The sequence below is a fragment of the Saccharothrix hoggarensis genome (genome assembly GCF_042678885.1).
Taxonomy (GTDB): Bacteria; Actinomycetota; Actinomycetes; order Mycobacteriales; family Pseudonocardiaceae; genus Actinosynnema; species Actinosynnema hoggarensis.
Map to the genome: position 1 here is coordinate 22,964 of NZ_JBHTLK010000022.1, position 18,110 is coordinate 41,073.

Genomic DNA, 18,110 nt, shown 5'->3' on the forward strand with positions numbered 1-18,110 from the left:
TCCTCTCGCTCGTCCCGACGCTCCGGTCGGCTCGTGGCCGCTCCGGTGTCGGTCGCCTGCTCGGGTTCCTCCGGCTAGTAGTCGACGCGGTCGGCGCGCGACAGCCACGCCGTGAACGGCGCGTGGTCCTCGCCCGTGGAGACCTGGCGCACCGGCAGGCTCCACGTGTCGCGGGGCCGGCCGAACAGGTCGTGGAACTCGCGGTCGTCGAACCCGGCCGCGGCGGCGTCATGCCGGTCGGCGGCGTAGACGACCCGGTCCACCCGCGCCCAGAGCGCGGCGGACAGGCACAGCGGGCACGGCTCGCACGACGACACGAGCACGCAGCCGGTGAGCCGGAAGTCGCCGACGGCCTGGCACGCCGCCCGGATGGCGACGACCTCGGCGTGCGCGGTCGGGTCGAGCGTGGGCGTGACCTGGTTGGTGCCGGTGGCGATCACCGCGCCGGCCCGCACGATCACCGCGCCGAACGGGCCGCCGCCCGCGGCGACGTTGCGGGTGGCCAGGTCGATCGACTCGCGCAGCCAGGCGTGGTCGGGGGAGACGGACGTGGTCATGGGGTGCTCCTCGGGGCGTGCGCGTGCGCGCCGCGGCGGCCGCGGCGTGCGGGGCGGGTCGGTGCGCGGGGCTCAGGTGCCGGTGATGTGCTCCGGTCGCACGGGCACGCGGTTCAGGGCGAGGCCGGTGGCGGCGCGGATGGCCGCGACGATGGCCGGGGTGGACGAGATGGTGGGCGGTTCACCGACGCCGCGCACGCCGTACGGCGCGTTCGGGTCGGCGAGCTCCAGCACGTCGATGCTCATCGGCGGCATGTCCAGCACGGTCGGGATGAGGTAGTCGGTGAACGACGGGTTGCGCACCTTGCCGCCCACGACCTGGATCTCCTCCATCACCGCCAGGCCGAGGCCCTGCGCCGAGCCGCCCTGGATCTGCCCCAGCACGGCCTGCGGGTTCAGCGCCTTGCCCACGTCCTGCGCGCAGTCCAGCTCGACCACCTTCACCATGCCCAGCTCCACGTCCACGTCCACCACGGCGCGGTGCGCCGCGAACCCGTACTGCACGTGCGCGTTGCCCTGCCCGGTCTCCGGGTCGATGGGCTCGGTGGCCCGGTGCCGCCACTCCACGGTCTCGTCGACCACCTCGTCGCCCAGCAGCGCGGCCAAGTCCACAGTGGACGGATCGCGGCCGCCGGCGAGCTTGGTCAGCTTCTCGCGCACGGCCGCGCAGGCGGCCTTCACCGCACCGCCGGTGACGTAGGTCTGCCGGGACGCGGAGGTGGAGCCCCCGTTGCCGATGCTGGTGTCCATGGGCAGGATCGTGACCCGCTCGACGCCCAGCTCGGTGCGCACGATCTGCTGCATGATCGTCACCAGGCCCTGGCCGACCTCCGCCGCCGCCGTGTGCGCCAGCGCGGCCGGCTCGCCGTTGATCACCTGCAACCGGACCCGCGCGGTGGAGTAGTCGTCGTAGCCCTCGGAGAAGCAGATGTTCTTGATGCCGACCGCGTAGCCGACGCCGCGCACCACGCCTTCGCCGTGGGTGGTGTTGGAGACGCCGCCGGGCATGTCCCGCAGGTCCACGACGGCGCTGGGCGGCGGCAAGGGCTTGTCCTTCACCAGCTTCAGCAGTTGCGCGACGGGCGCGGCCGAGTCGACCACCTGCCCGGTCGGCATGACCGAACCCTCGCTCATCGCGTTGACGATCCGGACGTCCACCGGGTCCATGCCCAGCGCCTCGGCGAGCTTGTCCATCTGCGACTCGTAGGCGAAGCCGGCCTGCACCGCGCCGAACCCGCGCATCGCGCCGCACGGCGGGTTGTTCGTGTAGACGCCGTAGCAGTCCACGGTCACGTTGTCCACGTCGTAGGGGCCGACACCGAGCGTCGCCGCGTTGGCCACCACGGCGGACGTGCTGGAGGCGTACGCGCCGCCGTCGAGGTGGATCGTGGCCTTGACGTACACGAGCTTGCCCGTGCGGTCCGCGCCGTGCTCGTAGCGCAGCACCGCCGGGTGCCGGTGCACGTGGCCGTAGAAGGACTCCTCGCGGTTGTAGACCATCTTCGTCGGCTTGCCGGTGTGCAGCGCCAGCAGGCACGCGTGCACCTGCATGGACAGGTCCTCGCGCCCGCCGAACGCACCGCCGACCCCGGAGAGCGTGAGCCGCACCTTCTCCAGCGGCAGGCCCAGGGCGGCCGCGACCTGGCCCTGGTCGACGTGCAGCCACTGGGTGGCGATGTAGAGGTCGACGCCGCCGTCCTCGGCGGGCACGGCCAGCCCCGACTCGGGGCCCAGGAACGCCTGGTCCTGCATGCCGACCTCGTACCGGCCGGTGACCACGACCTCGGCTCGCGCGTCCTGGTCGCCGCGCCGGATGGGGACGTGCCGCACGAGGTTGCCGCCGGGGTGCAGCGGCGTGTCGTCCACGGCCGTCTCCATGTCGACCACCGGCGTGAGCACCTCGTACTCGACCTTGATGCGCTTCATCGCGCGTTGCGCGGTCTCGGGGTGGTCCGCACCGACCAGGGCGACCGGTTCGCCCTGGTAGCGCACCACGTCCTCGGCGAGCACCGGCTGGTCCTTGTGCTCCAGTCCGTACCGGTTGAGCCCCGGCACGTCCGCGTGGGTCAGCACGGCGTAGACGCCCGGAACCCGCAACGCCTCGGTGAGGTCGACGGAGACGATCCGCGCGTACGGGTGCGGGCTGCGCAGCGTCGCGCCCCAGATCATGTCCTCGTGCCACAGGTCCGAGGCGTAGGCGAACTCGCCGCGCACCTTCAGGTTCCCGTCGGGCCGCTGCGCGTTGGTGCCGATGCCGCCGGTCACGGCGGAGGTCAGTTCGGCGGGGGTGAGGCTCATCGCGTCCCCTTCAGTCGCTCGGCGGCGGCGCGCAGGTCGCGCGCGAGGTCGGTGTCGGAGGCGGTGCGCAGCTCGCCGTCGTCCACCACGGTCCGGCCGCCCACCATGAGCAGCTTCAGTTTCGGCAGCGGCCCGAGGACGAGGGCGGCCACCGGGTCGTCGATGCCCGCGTGGTCCAGGCCGTCCAGCCGCCACACGGCGAGGTCGGCGAGCTTGCCCGGCTCGATGGAGCCGATCTCGTCGGCCCGCCCGAGGCAGCGCGCGCCGCCCATCGTGCCCAGCCACAGCGCCTGCCGGACGTCCATGGCCTTCGGCCCACCGCGCTGGCGGGCCTGCAGCACCGCCTGGTGCAACTCCTCGACCATCCCGCAGGACTCGTTGGACGCGGCGCCGTCCACCCCGAGGCCGACCGGGGCGCCCGCGTCCAGCAGGTCGCGGACCGGGGCGATGCCGGTGCCCAACCGGCCGTTGGACGTGGGGCAGTGCGCGCTGCCGGTGCCGGTGGCGCCCAGCCGCTTCACCGCGTCCGGCGACAGGTGCACGGTGTGCGCGAGCCACACGTCGTCACCGAGCCAGCCGAGGCGTTCGGCGTACTCGGTGGGCGTGCAGCCGAACTCGGCCTGGCACTGCTCCTCCTCGTCGACCGTCTCGGCGAGGTGGGTGTGCAGCCGGACGCCCTTGGCGCGGGCGAGCTCCGCCGCGCCGGTCATCAGCTCCGGGCTGACCGAGAACGGCGAGCACGGACCGACGGCCACCCGGACCACCGCGTCGGGGCGGGGGTCGTGGTGGTCGTTGACGGCCTGCTCGGTGGCGATCAGCGCGGTCTCGGTGTCCTCGACCAGGTTGTCCGGGGGGAGGCCGCCGTGCGACCGGCCGCGGTCCATGGAGCCGCGGATGGCGTGCAGGCGAAGGCCGATGCGCTTGCCGGCGCTCACCAGGGCCTCGAACTGGTCGCCGCCCTCGCGGGGGAAGACGTAGTGGTGGTCGGCGGCGGTAGTGCACCCGGTGGTCGCGAGCTTCGCCAGCCCGGCGGACGCCGCGGCGTGCGTGATCTCGGCGTCCAGGCCGCGCCACACCGGGTAGAGCGTGGTCAACCACTCGAACAGCGTGGCGTCCTGGGCGATGCCCCGCGTGGCCCACTGGTAGAGGTGGTGGTGCGTGTTGACCAGACCGGGCGTGACCAGGCAGCCGGTGCCGTCGATCCACGTGTGGGGGCCGTTCGGCCGCGGGGCCTGGCCCGCGCCCACCGCGGTGATCCGGCCGTGCTCGACCACGACGTGGCCGAACGCGAACTCGGTGCCCGCGGCGTCCACCGCGGCCACCGCGACGCCGTCGATGATGGTCGGCGTCACGGGCGGGCGCCCTTCCGCTCCGCTGCCAGGCGCACCGCGTCGAGGATCTTCTCGTAACCGGTGCAGCGGCAGAGGTTCCCGGCCAGGGCTTCCCGGATCTCCGGGTCGCTCGGCTTCGGCACCCGTTCCAGCAGGTCGTGCGCGGCCACCACGAGACCGGGCGTGCAGAACCCGCACTGCACCGCGCCCGCCGCCACGAACGCCTCCTGCACGGGGTCCAGCCGGTCGCCGTCGGCCAGGCCCTCCACCGTGCGCACCTCGCGGTCCTGAACCTGGCCCGCGGCGACCAGACAGGAGCACACCGGCATGTCGTCCAGGTACACCGTGCACGAGCCGCACTCGCCCTGCTCGCAGGCGTTCTTGGAGCCTGGCAGGCCCAGCCGCTCGCGCAGCAGGAACAGCAGGCTCTCGCCCTCCCACACGTCGTCGGCCTGCCGGGGCTCGCCGTTCACCGTCACGTTCACGCGCATGGTCAGGCCACCTTCTCGGAGTAGTCGTGCCAGGCCCAGTCGAGCGTGCGGCGGGCCAGCACGGAGAGGGCGTGCTTGCGGTACGCGGCCGAGCCGCGCACGTCGTCGATGGGGCTCGCGGCCTCCGCGACCAGGTCCCCGAACCGCCGTTTCACCGAGTCCAGCAGCGGTTTCGGCGACTCCCACTGGTTCGTGTCGGTCAGCTCGGCGGACAGGAAGTCCTCGGCCGCCGATGCCCGGCGCGGCGTGGGCGCGGCGCTGCCGACCGCCGCGCCGACCCGCTGCCGGGTCGGGTGCAGGGCCACGGCGAACGAGCACACCGCGATCACCATGGCGTTGCGGGTGCCGACCTTGGAGAACTGCTGCGGCGCGTCGGTCACGGGCACGTGGACCGCCGTGATCAGCTCGTCGGGTTCCAGCGCGTGGCGCTTCACACCCAGGTAGAACCCGGTGGCGGGGATGAGCCGGGTGCCCCTGGTCGAGGCGGCCTCCACGACGGCGTCCGCGGCGAGCAGCACCGGGTGCGTGTCGCCCGCGGGCGACGCGGCCCCGAGGTTGCCGCCGACCGTGCCGCGGTTGCGGATCTGCGGCGAGCCGACCGTGCGGGACGCCATCGCGAGTCCGGGCAGCCGGGCGCCCAGCTCGTCGATGATCCGGGTGTACGGGACGCCGGAGCCGATGCGCACGGCGCCGTCCGCCTGGTCCCAGCCGCGGAGCTCGGCGATGCGGGTGAGGTCGAGCAGCGCGGGCGGGCGGCGGTGGTCGAAGTTCAGCTCCACCATCACGTCCGTGCCGCCGGCGATGGGCACGGCGTCCGGGCGCTGCGCCTTGAGGGCCAGCGCCTCGGCGAGGCTGTCGGGGCGGAGGAAATCCATCAGCTACCTCGGTCGGCCGGAGTGCGCGGTGGACAGGACGGTGCGTGGTGTGTGAGCCAGTACACAGACCGGGGCGGGTGATCGGCTACGGCGGCGGTGCATGAATCCCAGGCTCCTCCGGTGGTGCGATTTGTGCTTTCCTACAAACACCATCGGACGATCCTTAACCGCCCGTGTGTCCCGGAGGAGGCGGCCGTGTTGCTGGTTCGGAGCCTTCTCGGGATGCCGGAACTCCGCTTGCGGCTCGTCGGCGGGGCGGACGCGCTGGACCGGCCCGTGACCAGGCTCTACGGCACCGAACTGCCCGATCCGGCCCGTTACCTGTCCGGTGGCGAGCTGGTGCTCTCCGGGCTGTTGTGGCACCGGACGGCGGCCGATTGCGACACGTTTGTCGCGTCGTTGGCGGCCTCGGGGGTCGCCGCTCTGGCGGCCAGCCCGCCCGAAGCCGGCGAATTGCCGTCCGCGCTGGTCGAGGCGTGCGAACGGCACGGCGTGCCGCTGCTGGAGGTGCCGGTCGACCTGTCGTTCGCGACCATCACCGAGCGCGTGGTCCTGGAGCTGGCCGCGGAACGGGTGGGCGACGCGGGCGCGCAGCTCGGCAGGCACCGGCGGCTGTTGACCGTGGTCGCCGAGGGCGGCGGGCTGTCCGAGCTGGTGGCGGCCGGTGCGGCGGAGCTGGAGGCGTCGTGCGTCGTGCTGTCGTGCACCGGGCACGTCGTCGCCGGGCAGGAACCGCCGGACGCCGCCGGCCTGGTCCGGGAGTTCCTGCTGGCCGACCGGCTGCCCAAGGTCGTGCGCGGCACGACGTTGCTGCCGGTGTCCACGCGCGGCGGCTCCCGGCTGACCGCGTGGATCCTCGCGGTGTCCGGTGACCGGGCGCACGACGAGGTCGCCGCCGAGCTGGCCAGCCTCGTCGGTGTGGAGCGGGCGCGGGTCGTGCAGGGGCGGGAGATCGAGAACCGCGCCGCCGGGCCGTTGCTGCGCCAGGTGCTCGCCGGCGGTGACGTGGCGGAGCGGGTGGCGGCTGTCGGCTGGGACCCGGACGTGCCGCTCCGGGTGCTGGTGGCGTCCGTGTCGGACGGGCCGGTCGAGCACGCCGTCGCCCTGGTGGAGGAGGTGCTGGCGTCCGTCACGCCGCGGTTCCTGGTGGCCGCCGTCGGCACGGAGGTGTACGCGCTGGCGCCGTCCGAGCCGTGGGCCGAGGGCGTCCGGTCGGCGTTGCGGACCGTGGAACCGGGGCTGCGGAACACCAGGGTGCTGGTCGGCATCTCGTCGCCGGTCGGGCACGCCGGGTTGCGCGGCGCGGCGGAGGAGGCGTCGCACGCGCGGCGGCTCGGCGAGCGGCGGACCGGCCGGACGTGCGTGGTGGCGGGGGAGGAGATCGCGCTCCACCAGCTGTTGCTGGCCGGCGTGCCCGAGGACCTGCGCCGCTCGCTGCGCCGCCGGCTGCTCGGACCGGTGCTCGACTACGACGCCGAGCACGGTTCCGACCTGGTCGGCACGTTGCGGGTGTTCCTCGACTGCTCCGGCTCGTGGACCACGGCCGCCGCGCGCCTGCACGTCCACGTGAACACCCTGCGCTACCGCGTCGGCCGGGTCGAGGACCTGCTCGGCGCCGACCTGTCCGACTTCACCCAGCGGGTCGACCTGTACCTGGCCCTGCAGGCGGGGTGATACTCGAACCATGGCCGCCGTGCCATGGGGCACCATCGCGCTCTACGCGGGCGTCGCCCTCGCGCCGTCCGCGCTGTGCTGGGTCGTGCTCAACGTCCCCCGCTACCTGCGTCGACTGGACCCGCGCCACCGCGCACCCGCCGCGTCCGGCCCGCCGATCGAGCAGGTGGCGGCGGACCTGCGGCGGGTCCACCGACTGCTCGCCCACGTGCCGCCCGGAACGCCACAAGCCCGCCGGGCGGGGGCGCGGCAGGCCTACGACGCCCTGCTGGTGCAGGCGTGCGCGGCGCTGGACGTGGAGCACCGGTTCGACACGCTGCTGGAAGGCGTGGACCGCGAGGTCGAACGGCTGCGCGTAGAGGAGTCGCTGCGCTCCGCCGGCCTGCGCATCCCCTGATGCTCACGCGACCGGGCTCGGTTCCGCGATCGCGGGGACGCCCGGCTCAGCATCGCTCCACCACGGCCGCCTGGCTCAGCACCGCCTGACCGCGCGGCCACCATGCCGAGCTGCCCGCGATCGCGTTTGCCGCCGGGCCGAGGTGCCCGCGATCACGTGGCGGCCGGGCCGAGTCCCGCAAGCGCCGACACCGCACTGGCGATCCCGTCCCGCCGCGCCCGCCCCGTCCCGCTGGCACGTCCGCCCCGCCACGCGCGCGCCGGCACTCCCGCCACGCGGCGGTCCGGCAAGGGGCCATCCCCGACCCGCCGCCGCGCAGGCCGGGGATGGCGTCTTCCTCACCTCACCTGCTGCCACGGCACGAGCGTCGGGCGCTGTCCCGTGGCGAGGAACCCCTCGATCGTGACGGCGAAGTCGGCGACCGGGACCTCGCAGTGGGTGGGGAAGCTGACCCCGGCGCACCGGGGACGGCGGCGCGGACCCTCGCCGAGGCCGGCCCACGAGTCGGTGATCACGTCGGCGAACAGGATCACCCCGCGGTCGCCGCGCACGCCCACCCACACCCGGTGGTCCGGGCAGTCGGCGTGCACCAGCGTGGCGTCACGGCCCACCGCCGGCCGGCCGAGCAGCCGGACCACGTCCTCGGTGGCGCGGAGTTCGTCCACACCGGATGCGAAGTTCGCCTGGATCATCGTCACTCCCTGCACCGGCGGCCGGAGTTCACGCACTGCACCAGGCGGTTCATGATCTCCTCCGACATGACGTTCGCGAAGTCGTCGTGGTCGGAGAACGGGTTGTGCTCTTCCTGCGGGAAGGCGTCGACCGCGTACTGGCCGGCCACCTGCACGTCCCGCGGGATGTCGTAGGTCAGGCTGATCCGCAGCTGCGGCACGGCCTTGAAACCTCGCGGGCACTCGCCGTTCCCGTTCGGGTAGACGATGTGGTCGCGGTGGTTGGCGCTGTCGGTGTTCTCGCCGTCCCAGCAGCTCGCGAAGTCGTGGACGCGCTTGACCTTGCTGCCCTCGGGGCAGATCGGGTACTTGTTCATCAGCACCTTGTCCTCGAACCCGGTGCAGGTCCACGAGTTCCGCGCGTTCTTCGGGCCGTTCGTGGACACCTTCGCGTCGCCGTACAGCACCCGCAGGAACTGCGGCATCGGCTCCACCTTGCCGGCCGGGCTGCCGCGGAACGTGATGTTCACGACCTCGGGGCGCTGGATCTCGCCCTCGTTGCCCGGCAACTCGTTCTCGTCACTGGCGCTCTTGCCGTCGCCCTTCTCCGGCGCGTCGGCTTCGGCCTCCTGGGCCGCCTCGGCGACCTTGGCGTCGTTCGCGTCACCATCCTTCACCGTGCACGGCGCCAGCCGCTTCAGCCCGCGCGGCCGTGGGCCGACCCGGTCGATCGCCTCGGTGATCCGCTCGATCGACGTGGTCCGCTTGTCCCGCAACGGCCGCAGCACGGCGTTGTTGACGAACTCGGGGTCGTCGACCTCCGCGGCGTCCTCGAGCTTCCCGTTGGCCTCCGCGATCTGGTCGTTCATCGCCTGGAGGTTGCGGTCCACCTCGGCCTTGGCCTGGCGTGGCACGTCCCGCAGCTTCCGCCGCACGTCCGGGCACTCGACCTCGGCGGCGGCCGGTTGGCCCGGCTCCTCGTCCTCGTCCTCGCGGTCGATCCGGACCACCGGCCAGAAGTAAGCCGACTTGTCGCCGTTCTTGCAGGTGGTGTCGGCTTCGAGCAGGCTCTCGTTCGTGGAGTCGGCGTCGGTCGAGACGTTGCCGACGTAGTCGTGCAGGTGCTCCGCGCCGTTGCGGACGCCCGGCTGGGCGATGAAGTTGTCCGGGTTGAAGTGGCCGTTCTCGTTGCGACCGCAGTCGACGGTGAACGTGCCCGTGCTCGCCCCGCGCTGTGGCCTCGGCTCCCGGACGTTGCGCTGCTGCTTCGTGATGTCGGCGAACAGCGAGATGTCGGCGCCGTCCGCCTGGGCGGTGCCCTGATCGCCGGTGGTGCTGATCGCGACGGCCAGGCCGATCGTGAGCGCCAACCCGGTCACGCCGGCAGTCAGCTTCGTGCGCCGGGAGAAGCGGTGCCGCCCCTGGTTTCGCGTCATGGAAGTGTCACCTCGTCGTAGGTACGCGATGTGGTGCGTCGAACCCCGACCGCCGGTGGGCGGTGGACACCGTGGCATACGTACCGCTCCCAGTCCGCGACCTGACCGTTACCCGTTCGTTATCTCAATCGACCCCTAACTTCCGGCCGCGGTCGGCTGATCGACCCACCTGTCGGTTTGCTGTAGAACCGCGTGGAGCCTTCGCGCCGACTGGGTGGCTGCGGAACACTCCGGACGCCTCACAAGCGAAGAAGGAGTGGACATGTCTCGCACACTCGGTGCGCTGGCCGCCGTGGTGCTGGGGGTTTCCCTCGTCACCGCCGTGCCCGCCACCGCAGCGCAAGCACACCCGTTCCCCTCGGGATTCCCCCTGCCGAACGGCTTCCTGCCGGAGGGCATCGCGATCGGCTCCGCACCCACCGCCTACTTCGGCTCGCGCGCCGACGGCGACCTGTTCCGCGTCGACCTGCGGACCGGCCGGGGTGAGGTGTTCAGCCAAGGGCCCGGCACGGCGTCGGTCGGGTTGAAGGTGGACCGGCGCGGCAGGCTCTTCGTGGCCGGCGGCGCTGGCGGCGACGGGCGAGTGGTCGACGCGGAAACCGGAGAGGTCCTCAAGTCCTATCGGTTCGCGACCTCTGACACGTTCGTGAACGACGTCGTGATCACCGATCACGCCGCGTACTTCACGGACTCCCGCAAGGCGGCGCTCTACCGGGTCGGATTCGGTCGGCACGGCGGGTTGCCGGAGTCGCACTCCGTCATTCCCCTGACGGGTGACTTGGTGCTGACACCGGGGGTGAACAACGCGAACGGCATCGCGGAGACGCCGGACGGCAAAGCGCTGCTGATCGTCCAGAGCAACACCGGCCAACTGCACCGGGTCGACCCGCGAACGGGGGAGACGACGCTCGTCGACCTCCACGGCGAAGTGCTCACCAACGGTGACGGGCTGCTGGTGGAAGGCCGAACGCTCTACGTCGTGCAGAACCGGCTGAACACGATCGCGGTGTTCTCGCTGATCAAGGACGGCACCGCGGGCAAGCTCGTGACCAAGGTCACCGACCCGCGGTTCGACGTGCCGACGACGGTCGCGTCGTTCGGCGATCGCCTCTACCTGCCGAACGCCCGCTTCACCACCCCGCCCACGCCCACGACGACGTACAACGTCGTTTCCGTTCCCGAGGTGTGAAAGTCCGGGGGGCCGGTGCGCAGAAGTTCACATCGGCCCCCTGTTCGCCGTGTCACTCGACTGGGTAACCTCATCGTCGCGTCGCGCGAGTGATCGCTGTCTCTTCGTAATAATGATCTTCCGGTGTTACCGTTCCGCGCCGATCGGGTGATGAAGAGGCAGCGTTACTAGTGCTGCGCCTGACCTGGCACCACGGACGAGGCTGCGGAGCGCTGTGAAGCAGAAGAGCACCACGGAGACGAACTACAAGACGATCCGTTCACGTCTCACCGGCGTCGTCGTCGTCCCCAGCATCGTCCTTCTCATCATGTGGGCGCTGTTCTCGTCCTACACCCTGTTCGACGGCTTCTACCTGCGTGCGGTGGCCGCCGGCGTGAAGGACGCGTCGATCCCCGCCGTGCAGACGTTCGCCGCGCTCCAGAAGGAGCGCGAGCTGAGCATGACCGCGCTGAGCCAGCCCGACCGCGGCACCAGCGACCTGGAAGTGCAGCAGGGCGAGACCGACCGCGCCGTCGACGAGATGCGCGAGGCGTTCACCGAGCTGGCCTCCGCGGCGCCGCCGGAGATCGTCGAGCGGATCAACGCCCTCAACGTGCTGCTGGACCAGCTGCCGCAGCGCCGCTCGTCCCTCGAAGCGGGCCGGGCGTCCAAGACCGAGATCTACACGTACTACAACAGCCTCCTCGACGCCGGTGACGCGCTGTTCAGCGTGCAGGCCCGCGTGGTGCCCGACCACGAGTCCGTGAAGGGCGCCATCACCGCCACCGAGTACTTCAAGGCCGCCGACTGGATGTCCCGCGCCACGTCGCTCGCGTCGAGCGCCCTCGCGGCCGGTCAGTTCACGCCCGAGGAGCACATCGAGTTCGCGAACCTCGTCGGCGCCTACCACTCGTCCTACGACTCGATCGCGCCCTACGCCCGGCCCGAGGTGCGCGAGCACTACCAGTTCATGGTGGAGGGCGACGACTGGAAGCGGCTGATCGAGTTCGAGGGCAGGCTCATCCAGAACGGCCAGAAGCCGACGAACGCCGGTTCCCTCCAGGAGTGGCAGAACCTCAGCGGCCCCATCTCCACGGAGCTGACCGCGCTGGTCAGCGAGCAGGCGTCCAGCGCCGTCGGCGTGACCATGTCGCGCGGCGAGAGCAAGTTCCGCACCGTGCTGATCGGCAGCCTGGTCGCCCTGATCGCCGTGATCATCGGCATCCTGATCGCGATCCGCACGTCGAACCGCCTGGTCAACCGCGCCCTGATCACCCGCCTCACCGCGCTGAAGAAGGACTCGCTGGCGCTGGCGCACGAACGGCTGCCCGACATCGTCGACCGGCTCCGCGAGGGCAAGCACGTCGACGTCGAGGTCGAGGTGCCGCCGCTGGACTACGGCAGCGACGAGATCGGCCAGGTGGCCGACGCGTTCAACGCCGCGCAGTACACCGCGGTCGCCGCGGCGGTCAAGGAGAGCCAGGCCCGTGAAGGCGTGAACCGGGTCTTCCTCGACATCGCGCACCGCAACCAGGGCCTCGTGCACCGCCAGCTCAAGATCCTCGACAAGCTGGAGCGCGAGGAGGAGAACCCGGAGCAGCTGGACGCGCTGTTCCAGCTCGACCACCTCGCCACCCGCGCCCGCCGCAACGCTGAGAACCTGATCATCCTCGCCGGGGAGCAGCCCGGACGGCAGTGGCGCAAGCCCGTGCGCCTGCTCGACGTGCTGCGCGCCGCCGTCGCCGAGACGGAGCAGTACGTCCGGGTGAAGGTGAACCCGGTGCCGGACACCGCGCTGGTGGGCGCCGCCGTCGCCGACACCATCCACCTGATCGCCGAGCTGGTGGACAACGCCACCGCGTTCTCCTCGCCCCGCTCCCAGGTCCAGGTGCACGCCAGCGAGGTGCCGCAGGGCGTCGTGGTCGAGATCGAGGACCACGGCCTCGGCATCAACCCGGAGGACCGCGAGCAGCACAACGCGATGCTGGCCGACCCGCCGGAGTTCGACGCCATGCGCCTGCGCGGCGAGTCCCGGCTCGGGCTGTTCGTGGTCGCCCGGTTGGCTGCCCGCCGGGGTATCCACGTCGAGTTGCGCGAGTCGCCGTACGGCGGCACGTTGGCACTTGTGCTCATCCCGTCCGCGATCGTCGCGGGCCCCACCACGGCGACGGAGCCGGCCGAGACCCGTCAGCTGCCGCGCCGCACCTTCCACGACATCCCGGAGCAGGGCGATGACTCAGTGCGAGACGCCAGGTTTCCCGACAGTTCCCGAGACCTGGAAGGGTTCTGGGCCCAGGCCGAGGCCGCGGTCAACGAGGATCCCCTTCCAGAGGTCGAACGACTGAGCGGCGGGCTAGACCTGTCGCAGCGCAGCGGCGAGCTGGAACTGCCGCAGCGGAAGCGTGCCACGTCGGAGTGGCCCGCGGACGAACCGGAGTCGGCCGGCACCGCCGGCGACCGACCCGAACTCCCCCGCCGGCGCCGTCAGCAGAACCTGGCGCCGCAATTGGTGCGCAACGATTTCCACCCCTCGCCCGAACCGCTCGCCGAGATCGACCCGGAGAAGTCAGCCGAGAGGGTCCGCAAGGGCCTGTCGGCGTTCCAACGCGGCACACGTGATGCCCGTCGGACACCTGGCACCGAACTCGAATCCTGACAGCAGCAGTGGCCGGACGACTGGAAACCGGAAAGGCAACCCCGATGAACGACATGACCAGCCAGCACAACGAACTGAACTGGTTGTTGGAGGACCTGGTCGGCCGGGTGGTCGGAGCTCGGCACGCGGTGGTGCTCTCGGCGGACGGTCTGCTGCTGGGCCGCTCGCCCGGGCTGTCCAAGGACGACTCGGACCACCTGTCGGCCATGGCGTCGGCGTTCCAGAGCCTCGCCCGCGGCACCGGACGGCACTTCGGCGGCGGCGCCGTGCGGCAGACCATCGTCGAGATGGAGCACGCCTACCTCTTCGTCACCGCGGCCGGCCACGGCGCCTGCCTGGCCGTCCTGGGCGAAGAGGACTCCGACATGGGCATGATCGCCTACGAGATGAACATGCTCGTCAAGCGCGTCGGCACGTACCTGTCGTCGGCGCCGCGCGGCACGGCCGCGGCGAGCCTGCCCGCCGCTCGAAGGTCGTCCTGATGGCCGGCCGCGAGGACTGGTGGTACGACGAGGCCGCGGGCCCGCTGGTCCGCCCCTACGCGATGGTGCGCGGCCGGACCCGTCCGCTGCGCCCCGAGCTGCACCTGGTGACCCAGGTGCGCGCGATGCCTTCGCCGTCGGACCCGGACGCCCTGTCGGTCGAGCACATGGAGATCATGGAGCTGTGCCGGCGTCCGTTGTCCGTGGCGGAGGTCGCCGCCTACCTCGACGTGCCGCTCGTGGTCGTCAAGGTGCTGTTGAGCGACCTCATCCAGCGTGGTGACGTCGTGATCCGAGACCCTTCCCGTGTCCCGCAAGTGCCGGACCGGAACCTGCTTCAGGCGGTGCTGGATGGTGTCCGTGGAATCTGAGCGGCCGGGTGGGGAACTTCTCGTCCCCACCCCAGTGAAGATCGTCATCGCCGGTGGTTTCGGCACCGGGAAGACGACGATGGTCAACTCGGTCAGCGAGATACCGCCGCTGCACACCGAGGAGCTGCTCACCGAGGCCGGTGTCGGCGTCGACGACGTGCTGGGCCTGGAGAGCAAGGAGACCACCACGGTCGCCTTGGACTTCGGCCGCATCACGATCAACCCCGAGGTGGTGCTGTACCTGTTCGGCACGCCCGGCCAGAACCGCTTCTGGTTCATGTGGGACGAGCTGGCGTACGGCGCGATCGGCGCGGTGATCCTGGTCGACACGCGGAGGCTGGACAGCAGCTTCCCGTCGATCGACTTCTTCGAACGGCGCGGCATCCCGTTCATCATCGCGGTGAACTGCTTCGAGGGCGCGCACAACTACGAGGTGGAAGAGGTGCGGCGGGCGCTCGACGTCGACCCGGGCATCCCGCTCGTGCTGTGCGACGCGCGCAACCGCGAGTCGGCCAAGACGGTGCTGATCAGCCTGATCCAGCACACGATGGACCGGCTCGACGCGATGGCCTAGAGATCGACCGGCGACCGGGCTCGAACGGAGCCCGGGAACCGCTGCGCAGGGGTCCCCGCCAGGGGTCCCCTGTCTTTATCCTGCTGGCCGGGTCCGACGATTTCGGACCGTCTGGCCTCACCTGTGGACAACTCGCCGAACCCACGCCGCGCGGCCCGTGGCTTGCGGGCCTTCGCGACGGCACAGGTGTCACTGCCGGGCATCGCGGTGCCCGACGACCGCGCGCACCGACCCGTCACGGCGGGCTCGTGGCCCTCGGAGGAACCACGAGCCCATCCGGGCTACACCACCGGTTCGAGCCGGCAGTTGAAGTGCCGCAACAACTTCGGCGCGTGGGTCAGCCGGTAGCCCGGCACGCGCTCCGGCTCCTTCGCGATCTCCGCCAACGTCTCGCCGACGTACTCCAGGTGGCTCTGGGTGTAGACGCGGCGGGGGATGGCGAGGCGGACCAGCTCGTACGGCGCGGGCGTCACCAGCTCGCCCGCGTCGTCCAGCTCGCCCAGGTACAGCGAACCCAGCTCGGCGCACCGGATGCCGCCCGCCAGGTACAGCTCGGTGGCCAGCGCGAACCCCGGGAACCGGCTCGGCGGCAGGTGGTTCAGCAGCCGGCCGGCGTTGAGGTACACCGCGTGCACCCCGGTCGGCCGCACGCTCGCCACGCCGGCCGCCGCGGCGAGGTCCGCCACGTACGCGGTCGCGTCGGCGCGCGCCCGCAGGTACTCCGGTTCGGTGACCTCCAGCAGGCCCTGCGCCAGCATCTCCAGGTCGCGCCCGGAGAGGCCGCCGTAGGTGCGGAAGCCCTCGGTCGCGATCAGCAGCAGCTCGCACCTGGCGGCCAGTTCGGGGTCGCGAACCGCGAGCAACCCTCCCATGTGGACGATCGCGTCCTTCTTCAGGCTCGCCACGCACCCGTCCGCCAGCCGGAAGGCCTCCTCCGCGACCTGGCGCGGGGTGTGGTTCTCGTAGCCGGGCTCCCGCTGCGTGACCAGCCACGCGTTCTCGGCGAACCGCGCCGCGTCGAGGAAGAACGGCACGCCGTGGCGCCGGGCGATCTCACCCGCCGCCTTGATGTTGGCCATCGACACGGGTTGGCCGCCGCCGCCGTTGTTCGTGATGGTGATCAGCACCAGGGCGACGTCCCGCGGGCCGGACAGGATCGCCTCCAGCGCGTCCAGGTCGATGTCGCCCTTGAACGGCGCGTCGCTGTCGAGGTCCTTGGCCGCCTCGCACGGCAGGTCCACGGCCTGGCCGCCGAGGATCTCGATGTTCGCGCGCGTGGTGTCGAAGTGCGTGTTGCTGACGCTGACCTGACCGGGCTTGAGCAGCGCCGTGAACAGGATCCGCTCGGCCGCGCGCCCCTGGTGGACGGGGTAGGCGTGCGGGTAGCCGGTCAGGTCGCGCACCACGTCGTGGAACCGGTAGTAGGAGCGCGCGCCCGCGTAGGTCTCGTCGCCCCGCAGCCCCGCCGCCTGCTGCTCGGCGGACAGCGCGCCGGTGCCCGAGTCGCTGAGCAGGTCGATCGTCACGTCGGTGGCGGCGAGGTTGAACGGGTTGTACCCGGCGGCGGCCAGCGCCCGCTCGCGGTGCGCGCGCGTGGTGATCGGGATGGGCTCCACGACCTTGATGCGGTACGGCTCCATCGTGGGCATGGTGACTCCTAGACAGCCAGGCTGATCGAACGCGGCGAGGCCACGTCGTAGGCCTCGGACGAGAGGTAGACGGTGACACCGGGGCGCGGCCTGCCCATGCGCAGCGACACGTGGGCGATGAGCCCGACGCCCTCGTCCAGCGGACGTCGCGTGATGGCGCGCAGCGCGTTGTCGAACTGGGTCGGGTCGAGGTCGTACTTGGCCATCACCGCGAGGACCCGGCGACGTGCTTCCTCGTCGTCGGTCACGTAGTCCCGGATCGGCACGTACAGGGAATAGCCGCTGGGCACGCCGGCGTCGCCTTGGAGGAACGTGTAGCTGGAAATCAGGGGGCGCTTGTCGAACGTTCCCGTGTTGCCGCCCGTGAGCAGGCAAAAGTCGGGCACCCTGTCCACATCGACGCCCCGCGCGGCGCTCGCGGCCCGAGTGACGTCGCTTACCTCGGCGGCGTGGTGGGAGATGTAGACCTTGACCCGGGCCTGCTCTTGTTCGACCAGGTCGAGCGCGAAGAACGAATACCGGTCGAGACCGGGCCTCGTCATCGCGTGGTCGCGCAGGACGGGGAAACCGGCGGCGAAACCGGTCCGCTCCAGGCCCTGTCGCACCAAGTCCTCGGCGGCGGCCTTGCCGCGCACCTCCGGGTTGAAGTAGACCTTCACCGCCGGCGCCTCGTCGGGACGGAACACCAGCGAGTACCAGAATGTGAAGTCACTTTCCGGGTCGTCCGGCAGGAACAGGCTCCGCACCGCGTCGAAACGGCCGGTGTCCAGGTTCTCGCGGTGCCGCATCCGGTCGAGCGCGGCGAGCGCTGCGGCCGTGTTCGCTGAGCGGGAAGGCCTGGTGGCAGTGGGTTCCACGATCATGCGGACGACCGGGGGCTCGCCCGCCGCGAAAGCCGTGGAGAACTCGACCGGGGTGTGGTCGTCGGCCACGCCGGAAGGCCACTCCGGCCTGGTGGAAACCGGTTGCAGGCCGCCGGGGCCGAGCGTGTCAGCGAGCAGCCCAACGGATTTGACGGTGTTCTCCGTCATGCCCAAAGAATGCAGGAGCGCACTCAACTGGCGGCCCGTGAAATCGCGTATGGAAACGTTTTGAGGGTCCAAGGCGGGGTTCTCCTCGTGGGGGGCGAGTCGAAAGTTACGCTAGGCGAACCAATCTTGTCCACCAGGCGGCCGTAGCGTGACGTAGGGCACTCTAAAGGCAGGTCACAGGTCCTGTCGATCAGTCTCGACGCAGAAGGCGACCGTAATCAAGAATGCTCCGAACGGCCTATTGACCAGACCGCCGTCAGTCTTTCGCACTAATGTTCCGCCGTACTCCGATGACAGATCGTGGTATTTTGCCCGGGGCGCTGCCCGGTGTACGGTCGAACGTTTCGCCGCGAATTGACTTTCCCGCCATACGAGACAGGTGTGTTAATTGTTGCGCCGTGCTCCCCGTGACGTGCCGGAGCGTGGTGTGGTAATGGCCGGCAGCCCGA

At 71.2% G+C, this 18,110-nt stretch carries 16 protein-coding genes; 7 read left to right on the forward strand and 9 right to left on the reverse strand.

What is annotated here, in order from left to right:
- Positions 1 to 74: 74 nt before the first annotated feature.
- The 5 genes from ACFQ3T_RS07215 to ACFQ3T_RS07235 form a co-directional block, all read right to left on the reverse strand.
- Entirely contained in the window at positions 75 to 557 is a 483-nt protein-coding gene (locus tag ACFQ3T_RS07215) for a nucleoside deaminase (RefSeq protein WP_380721467.1), read from the reverse strand.
- 72 nt (positions 558 to 629) lie between these two features.
- Entirely contained in the window at positions 630 to 2,855 is a 2,226-nt protein-coding gene (locus ACFQ3T_RS07220; RefSeq protein WP_380721470.1) for a molybdopterin cofactor-binding domain-containing protein, read from the reverse strand.
- Positions 2,852 to 4,207: an 8-oxoguanine deaminase gene (locus ACFQ3T_RS07225; RefSeq protein ID WP_380721473.1), complete on the reverse strand. Its 1,356-nt coding sequence runs from the start codon at positions 4,205 to 4,207 to the stop codon at positions 2,852 to 2,854. Before ACFQ3T_RS07225 ends, ACFQ3T_RS07220 begins: the two co-directional genes overlap by 4 nt.
- On the reverse strand, positions 4,204 to 4,677 hold the full coding sequence (locus ACFQ3T_RS07230; RefSeq protein ID WP_380721476.1) for a (2Fe-2S)-binding protein: 474 nt from the start codon (positions 4,675 to 4,677) through the stop codon (positions 4,204 to 4,206). Before ACFQ3T_RS07230 ends, ACFQ3T_RS07225 begins: the two co-directional genes overlap by 4 nt.
- Positions 4,678 to 4,679: 2 nt before the next feature.
- Positions 4,680 to 5,552, reverse strand: a complete 873-nt coding sequence (locus ACFQ3T_RS07235; RefSeq protein ID WP_380721478.1) for an FAD binding domain-containing protein — start codon at positions 5,550 to 5,552, stop codon at positions 4,680 to 4,682.
- Positions 5,553 to 5,774: 222 nt separating this feature from the next.
- Here ACFQ3T_RS07235 and ACFQ3T_RS07240 point away from each other — a divergent pair, with 222 nt between their 5' ends.
- Together ACFQ3T_RS07240 and ACFQ3T_RS07245 are read left to right on the forward strand one after the other, a co-directional pair.
- Positions 5,775 to 7,226, forward strand: coding sequence for a PucR family transcriptional regulator (locus tag ACFQ3T_RS07240; RefSeq protein ID WP_380721480.1), 1,452 nt, complete (start codon positions 5,775 to 5,777; stop codon positions 7,224 to 7,226).
- A gap of 10 nt (positions 7,227 to 7,236) precedes the next feature.
- Positions 7,237 to 7,623: a hypothetical protein gene (locus ACFQ3T_RS07245; RefSeq protein WP_380721481.1), complete on the forward strand. Its 387-nt coding sequence runs from the start codon at positions 7,237 to 7,239 to the stop codon at positions 7,621 to 7,623.
- A gap of 338 nt (positions 7,624 to 7,961) precedes the next feature.
- On the opposite strand, the gene ACFQ3T_RS07250 is transcribed toward ACFQ3T_RS07245, so the two are convergent.
- The gene (locus ACFQ3T_RS07250) at positions 7,962 to 8,315 is read right to left on the reverse strand and encodes an Imm1 family immunity protein (protein WP_380721484.1); all 354 of its coding nucleotides are present in this window, start codon (positions 8,313 to 8,315) and stop codon (positions 7,962 to 7,964) included.
- A gap of 2 nt (positions 8,316 to 8,317) precedes the next feature.
- Positions 8,318 to 9,730, reverse strand: a complete 1,413-nt coding sequence (locus ACFQ3T_RS07255; protein ID WP_380721487.1) for a DUF1996 domain-containing protein — start codon at positions 9,728 to 9,730, stop codon at positions 8,318 to 8,320.
- 262 nt (positions 9,731 to 9,992) lie between these two features.
- Between ACFQ3T_RS07255 and ACFQ3T_RS07260 the strand changes: the two genes are divergently transcribed.
- The 5 genes from ACFQ3T_RS07260 (at position 9,993) to ACFQ3T_RS07280 (ending at position 14,981) form a co-directional block, all read left to right on the forward strand.
- Positions 9,993 to 10,919, forward strand: coding sequence for an SMP-30/gluconolactonase/LRE family protein (locus ACFQ3T_RS07260; RefSeq protein ID WP_380721490.1), 927 nt, complete (start codon positions 9,993 to 9,995; stop codon positions 10,917 to 10,919).
- Between the two features lie 214 nt (positions 10,920 to 11,133).
- Positions 11,134 to 13,554 (forward strand): sensor histidine kinase, encoded by a 2,421-nt coding sequence (locus ACFQ3T_RS07265; protein WP_380721493.1) that lies wholly within the window; start codon positions 11,134 to 11,136, stop codon positions 13,552 to 13,554.
- 44 nt (positions 13,555 to 13,598) lie between these two features.
- Positions 13,599 to 14,036, forward strand: coding sequence for a roadblock/LC7 domain-containing protein (locus tag ACFQ3T_RS07270; RefSeq protein WP_053718071.1), 438 nt, complete (start codon positions 13,599 to 13,601; stop codon positions 14,034 to 14,036).
- Complete coding sequence (locus tag ACFQ3T_RS07275; protein ID WP_053718070.1) at positions 14,036 to 14,407, forward strand: DUF742 domain-containing protein; 372 nt, start codon at positions 14,036 to 14,038, stop codon at positions 14,405 to 14,407. The genes ACFQ3T_RS07270 and ACFQ3T_RS07275 overlap by 1 nt, the downstream gene beginning before the upstream one ends.
- Positions 14,388 to 14,981, forward strand: coding sequence for a GTP-binding protein (locus tag ACFQ3T_RS07280; RefSeq protein WP_380721497.1), 594 nt, complete (start codon positions 14,388 to 14,390; stop codon positions 14,979 to 14,981). Before ACFQ3T_RS07275 ends, ACFQ3T_RS07280 begins: the two co-directional genes overlap by 20 nt.
- Positions 14,982 to 15,262: 281 nt before the next feature.
- On the opposite strand, the gene ACFQ3T_RS07285 is transcribed toward ACFQ3T_RS07280, so the two are convergent.
- Both ACFQ3T_RS07285 and ACFQ3T_RS07290 read right to left on the reverse strand, forming a co-directional pair.
- Positions 15,263 to 16,630 (reverse strand): tryptophanase, encoded by a 1,368-nt coding sequence (locus ACFQ3T_RS07285; protein WP_380721500.1) that lies wholly within the window; start codon positions 16,628 to 16,630, stop codon positions 15,263 to 15,265.
- A gap of 8 nt (positions 16,631 to 16,638) precedes the next feature.
- Positions 16,639 to 17,733 (reverse strand): tryptophan dimethylallyltransferase family protein, encoded by a 1,095-nt coding sequence (locus ACFQ3T_RS07290; protein ID WP_380721502.1) that lies wholly within the window; start codon positions 17,731 to 17,733, stop codon positions 16,639 to 16,641.
- Positions 17,734 to 18,110: the final 377 nt, after the last annotated feature.